Here is a 6,111-nt window from a genome sequence, read left to right as displayed (position 1 = left end):
GGCGCCGCGGCCGCGCAGCCGCCCACGCCGGCCGCCGGTCCGCTGGCCGCAATCACGCTCGAATGTCTGGCCGACGGCCGTCCGGTCGATCTCGGCGCGGCGCTGGCCGGGCGCCCGGCGCTGGTGAATCTGTGGGCGTATTGGTGTGAGCCGTGCGCCCGGGAACTGCCCGCGCTGCAGCAATTCTCGGCACGCGCGGGTAGCGCGCTGACCGTCGTGACCGTGCACAGCGATCCCGACGAGGGCAAGGCGCTGGCCCGGTTGCGCGACCTCGGTGTGCGTCTGCCGGGTATGCAGGACGGTGCCGGAAAGGTGCGCACGGCGGTGCGAGCGCCGGCCGTGCTGCCGGTCTCGGTACTGGTTCGCGCCGACGGTTCGATCGCGAAGGTGGTGGTCCGGCCGTTCGACACCGCCGACGACGTCGCCGCCACCGTCGCGCAGGAATTGGGGGTGCGGGTGTGAACGGGCAGGCAGTGCGCACAACCGTGGAGGGCCTCGTCCGTGCCCGATAGATCCGAGATGAACGACAATTCGACAGCTGAGGACCGGCCGCAACAGCTCGCCACCGATATCCCGGGGTGGTTGCGCGGCGTGGCCGACCACGAACCGGCCGATCCGACGGGCGTGAATCAAGTACTCAAACGCACCGCGGGCAAGGTGGCCGCGGCCGCTCTGCGTCCCCGCGAGGCCGCCGTCCTCGTCCTGTTCGGCGGTTCGCCGGAGCCCGATGCCGGAACCCGCGGCGGTCTCCCGGCCGACGCCGACGTGTTGCTGACCCAGCGCGCCGCCACCCTGCGCCAGCACCGCGGGCAGGTCGCCTTTCCCGGCGGCGGGGTGGAACCGGGTGACGACGGTCCCGTCGGCACCGCGCTGCGCGAGGCGCGCGAGGAGACCGGTCTCGACCCCGTGGGCGTGGAACCGTTCGCCATCCTGCCCAAGATCTTCGTCCCGCCGTCCCGGTTCGACGTCACGCCGGTGGTCGCGTACTGGCGCACGCCCGGTGAGGTGCGGGTGGTCAGCGAAACCGAGGCCGCCCGCGTGGTGCGGGTGCCGCTGGTGGATCTGATCGACCCGGCGAACCGGTTCGTCGTTCGTCATCCGCTGGGGTACATGGGACCGGCGTTCGCGGTCGATGGCATGCTCGTCTGGGGTTTCACCGCCGGTGTGCTCGCCGGTCTGCTTGCGGTATCGGGATGGGAGCGGGACTGGGATCACCACGATGTGCGTGATCTGCAGGCCTCGCTCGCGGCAGTGGGGATGACGTTATGAGTAGTTCCGGGTGGCTCGACCTCGCGGTCTTGATCATCGCGCTGCTGGCTGCCACCTCGGGGTGGAGACAGGGCGCGGTGGCCTCGGCGCTCGGATTTCTCGGCGTGGTGCTCGGCGCGGTCGCCGGCATCCTGATCGCGCCGCACATCCTGCAGCACATCAGCGAGGGGCGTCAGCGCGTCCTGGTCGGCGTCGTGCTGATCGTCGCGCTGGTGATCGTCGGCGAGGTGGCGGGCATGGTGCTGGGCCGCGCCGCGCGCAGCGGTATGCGGCACCCGTTCACTCGCAGTATCGACAGCGTGGTCGGTGCGGCGCTGCAGTGTGTGGCCGTAATGGTCACCGCCTGGCTGCTGGCGTTGCCGCTGGCATCGTCGTCCCAGCCGGGTATCGCGGCCGCGGTCAACGGCTCCCGGGTGCTCGCCGACGTGAACCAGGTTGCGCCGAACTGGCTGCGCCGGGTGCCGAACGAATTCTCCAAACTGCTCAACACCTCGGGACTGCCGGAGGTGATCGGCCCGTTCGGCCGGGCGCCGATCGCGGCGGTCGAGCCGCCGGACGCGAGCGTTCTCGACACGCCTGTCGCGCTGAATCTCCAGCACAGCGTGTTGCGGGTGAACGGTGTCGCGCCGAGTTGTCAGCGCGCGCTGGAAGGTTCCGGCTTCGTCGTGGCGCCCGAGCGCATCATGACCAACGCGCACGTGGTCGCGGGCACCTCCACCGTGCAGGTCGACACCGCGCGCGGTCGCCTGGACGCGACGGTGGTGCTGTTCGACCCGGCCAAGGATGTCGCCATTCTGGCCGTTCCCGGACTCAACGCGCCGGTGATCCCGCTCGCCCCGTCGCCCGGAAAATCCGGGCAGAGCTCGATCGTCCTCGGCTACCCCGGCGGCGGCCCCTACACCGCCAGTGCGGCCCGGGTGCGCGAGACGCTCGAGCTGACCGGTCCCGACATCTACAAGAGCAACACCGTCGAACGCCAGGTCTACACCGTGCGCGGCCGGGTGCGCGCCGGCAATTCCGGTGGCCCGCTGGTCGACACCGACGGTGAGGTGCTGGGTGTGGTCTTCGGCGCGGCGGTCACCGACGACGACACCGGCTACGTGCTCACCTTGAAAGAGGTCGAATCCGATCTGCAGGCCGCGTCGAATTCGACCGCGCCCGTCGGCACCGGTGACTGTGTCCTGAGCTGACCCGCTGCCGGCCCACTTTCAGGGCGAAGCCGCGGCGCCGACGCCGGCGCTGCGGACGTGTCGAGGGCCTGCGCGTCCAGGGGCCTGCCGTGCCCTAGCGGTACTGCGCGGACCGAGGCCTCCCGTGCGCTAGCGGTACTGCGTGGACGGGGCCTGCCGTGCGCTAGACGTACTGCGCGGTCGCCGGATCACCCAGCAGTTTCGACAGTTCCGCGGTGACGGCGTCCGGATTCTCCTGGTGGGCGAAGTGCCCGGCCTGCGGGATCGTGACCACCCGGCGATCCGGTGAGAGCTTGCCCGCGCCGCGCACGGTCGATTCGAGCATGTAGTGGTCGGCGTCGCCGCGCAGGATCAGCGTCGGCACGCGGACGGGTTCCCGCATCGCCGACAGGAAGCGGCGGCCGTCGGGACGCCACTGACTACGGAAGGCCCAGCGCTGATATTCCAGGGCGCAGTGCGCCGCACCGGGTATGCGGATCGCCGAGCGCATGCGCTGGGCGGTGTCGACGAATTCGGAGGTGCCCGCCCACTGCGGCCGCACCCGCTCGCGCACGAGACGTTCGATTTCGAATCCGTCCTGGCGGGTGAGCCGGCGCTCGCCGTACCGCGGCAGCTGATACCGCAGGAAATTCGGCAGATAGGCCGCGCGCTGGCGACGATCGCGCAGCACGGCACGTTTCAGCGCCACCGGATGCGGTGAGGCGATCAGCGCGATCGAGCGCACCACCCGGGGGTGCAGAACCGCGGTCGCCCAGCACACGAGTCCGCCCTCGGCATGGCCGACCAGGGTCGCGTCGGTGTGCCCGAGCGCTCGCACCAGGCCGGCGATATCACCGGCCAGCGTCCAGCCGTCGTAGCCGCGCGGCGGTTTGTCGGAATCGCCGTACCCGCGCAGATCGACCGCGACCGCGCGGTAGCCGGCCTGGGTGAGCCCGGTCAGCTGATGCCGCCACGACCACCAGAAATCGCCGAAGCCGTGCAGGAGGACGACCAGCGGCCGCGCGGGATCGCCCACCGCATCGTCGGGGCCGCCCTCGGCGATGTGGAATCGGATGCCGTTGGCGTGCACGTCGCGATGCGTCCACGGGCCGTCGAAGCGGACGCTGGACGGATCGGGATGCGGATTCGACGACACGCCGAAAGCGTAATAGCCGGACTATGCCGTCGGCTTGGCGGCCGGGCCGTCGGCGTGCGATCCGAAGCCGTGCGGCAGCACCGTCCGGGTTTCCTTGAGCGATTCGATCGTCTTCTCCGGCGCCCGCAGTTTGCGGACCTTCCGGTAGCCGAGCAGCGCCAGCACCGCCACCACCACGATCATCAGCGCGAAGACGATCAGGAACGCCGCCCACCGGTACAGCCACACATCCAGCAGTTCGGCGAGGAAGAAGAAAAAGAAGAACGACGAGAACAGCAGCACCGTCAGGGCGCCGATGAAGAAGACGCTGCCCTGCAGGCCCTTCTTGATCTCGCCGGTCACCTCGGCCTTTGCCAGCTCCACCTCGGCGCGGACCAGGGTCGACATCTGCTCCGCGGCGTCGCGCACCAGATCCCCGACGCTGGCATTCGCGGTGGTATCGACCTCGGACAGCGGAATCGAGGTGATGGTCCGGTTTCGGCCCGCGTCGTTACCGCCGTTTGTGAAGCTCAATTGCTCGACCCTTCTCCATGTCCCGGTGCTGTCCGGCCTTCACTCGTATTCGGTGGCCGCACTCGCGTCTCGCCGCGCCTGATGCGCCCGCCCACGCCGCAACAGTAGCGCCGAACCGAGCAGAGAGGCCGCCAAGGACGTCATCAACACGGCGGCTTTCGCCAGTTCGGTCGCGGCCCGGTCGGGCAACGCGAGTTCTGCCACCAAGAGGCTAACGGTGAAACCGATCGCGCCCAGTACCGACAGGGCCGACATATCCCGATTGCCGAGACCCACGGGCCGAGCGGCGATTCCGAACCGGATCGCCAGCCAGCTCGAGCCGAAGATGCCCACGGTCTTGCCGACCAGCAGTCCGGCGATGATCGCCAACGACAGCCGGGAGGTGAACAGCTCGCCGAAAACGCTGGCGGACAACGGCACTCCGGAGGCGAACAGCGCGAACAGCGGTACGCACACGCCGGCGGAGATCGGCTGGAACAGATGCTCGAGCCGGGCGGCCGGCGCCTCGTCCTCCTCCGGATCCGGGCGCACCCGGGTCAGCAGCCCGCAGATCACCCCTGCCAGCGTGGGATGAATCCCCGCCTCGTGCAGGGCATACCACGACAGCAGCGCCAGCGGCACGTACACCAGCGGGGTGCGGATACGCAGCCGCTGCGCCAGCGCCCAGCCCACGAAGCAGGCGGCGGCGGCCACCAGCCAGATCAGCACCACCGTGGTGGTGAACAGCACCGCGATCATCACGATCGCCATCAGATCGTCGACGACGGCCAGGCTGAGCAGAAACACCCTCGCCCCGGCCGGAATTCGTGAGCCGGTCATGGCCAGCACCGCGAGCGCGAAGGCGATATCGGTCGCGACCGGAATCGCCCAGCCGCGATCCATCCCCGGCACGCCCCAGCCGATGACGAAGGCGATCACCGCCGGGGTGATCACGCCGCCCATCGCGGCCACCACCGGGAGCGTGGCCCGTTTCCGGTCCGCCAGCTCACCGACGACGAGTTCGCGCTTGAGTTCGAGCCCCGCGACGAAGAAGAACACCGCGAGCAGACCGTCCTTGGTCCAGTCGCCCAGGGTGAGGTCCAGATGTAACGGTGGGATCGCGAGAGTGGTGTCCACCATCGCGAAATAGCCGTCGCGCCAGGGCGAATTGGCCCACAGCAGCGCTACCGCCGCCGCGGCGAGCAGCAATGCGCCGCCGACGGTTTCAGTGCGGAGATAACGAGCGAGCTCGGAGCGCAGCGCGACGATCACGGAGATCCTTTCGGGAGCGGACGGCGACTGCGGCGGGCACTCCCGCAACGGGCTCACCAACCACACGCCGACCAGACTTCCCGGCACTCCTTGACAAAATTTTACCGGTACAGGCGTGGCTGTTTACGGCCGCCTTCAGGCTTCGCGGCGGCGAACGGCGGAGCCCACGCCCGGTGCGGTACCGGACGTGGGCTCGAAAAGCCGGTCGATCAGGCGTTGGAGGCGCGGATGGCTTCGAACACGTTGGGGTCGACCAGGGTGGAGGTGTCGCCGAGTTCGCGGCCCTCGGCCACATCGCGCAGCAGGCGGCGCATGATCTTGCCCGAGCGGGTCTTGGGCAGTTCGGGAACGATGTGGATTTCGCGGGGGCGGGCGATCGGGCTGATCTCGCGGGAGACTTCGGCCTTGAGCTCGTCGACGAGTTGCTGTCCGGAGTTGTTCGAGCCGCCGGTGAGGATGACGAAGGCGACGATGCCCTGTCCGGTGGTGGCGTCGCTGGCGCCGACGACCGCGGCTTCGGCGACGCTGTGGTGTCCGACGAGGGCGGATTCGACTTCGGCGGTGGAGATGCGGTGGCCGGAGACGTTCATGACGTCGTCGACGCGGCCGAGGACCCACAGGGCGCCGTCGGCGTCGATCTTGGCGCCGTCGCCGGCGAAGTACCAGCCCTGGGCGGCGAAGCGTTCCCAGTAGGTGGCCTTGTAGCGCTCGTCGTCGCCCCAGATGCCGCGCAGCATCGACGGCCACGGCTGA

Annotated in this window: 7 protein-coding genes; 3 read left to right on the top strand and 4 right to left on the bottom strand. The window is 69.6% G+C overall.

Translation table 11 applies throughout. The features are described 5' to 3' along the window. From NN2_RS35320 to NN2_RS35310, 3 genes are all read left to right on the top strand, one after another. The coding region (locus NN2_RS35320; RefSeq protein ID WP_063019588.1) for a TlpA family protein disulfide reductase at positions 1–462 on the top strand (462 nt) is incomplete at its 5' end. Positions 463–519: 57 nt separating this feature from the next. Further along, on the top strand, positions 520–1,269 hold the full coding sequence (locus NN2_RS35315; protein ID WP_063019586.1) for an NUDIX hydrolase: 750 nt from the start codon (positions 520–522) through the stop codon (positions 1,267–1,269). Further along, positions 1,266–2,459 (top strand): MarP family serine protease, encoded by a 1,194-nt coding sequence (locus NN2_RS35310; RefSeq protein ID WP_063019584.1) that lies wholly within the window; start codon positions 1,266–1,268, stop codon positions 2,457–2,459. Before NN2_RS35315 ends, NN2_RS35310 begins: the two co-directional genes overlap by 4 nt. A gap of 163 nt (positions 2,460–2,622) precedes the next feature. Here the strand turns inward: NN2_RS35310 and NN2_RS35305 are convergent, their stop codons facing one another. The 4 genes from NN2_RS35305 to NN2_RS35290 form a co-directional block, all read right to left on the bottom strand. Next, positions 2,623–3,594, bottom strand: a complete 972-nt coding sequence (locus NN2_RS35305) for an alpha/beta fold hydrolase (RefSeq protein ID WP_063019582.1) — start codon at positions 3,592–3,594, stop codon at positions 2,623–2,625. Positions 3,595–3,615: 21 nt separating this feature from the next. Then, on the bottom strand, positions 3,616–4,107 hold the full coding sequence (locus NN2_RS35300) for a phage holin family protein (RefSeq protein ID WP_030518808.1): 492 nt from the start codon (positions 4,105–4,107) through the stop codon (positions 3,616–3,618). Between the two features lie 39 nt (positions 4,108–4,146). Next, positions 4,147–5,358, bottom strand: coding sequence for a Na+/H+ antiporter NhaA (gene nhaA, locus NN2_RS35295; protein WP_063019590.1), 1,212 nt, complete (start codon positions 5,356–5,358; stop codon positions 4,147–4,149). A 209-nt stretch (positions 5,359–5,567) separates the two neighbouring features. Then, the coding region (locus NN2_RS35290; protein WP_156511569.1) for an AMP-binding enzyme at positions 5,568–6,111 on the bottom strand (544 nt) is incomplete at its 5' end.

It is taken from the genome of Nocardia nova NBRC 15556, from assembly GCF_001613005.1.
In the GTDB taxonomy this organism is placed as follows: Bacteria; Actinomycetota; Actinomycetes; order Mycobacteriales; family Mycobacteriaceae; genus Nocardia; species Nocardia nova.
This window is presented reverse-complemented; position numbering and strand designations above follow the sequence as displayed.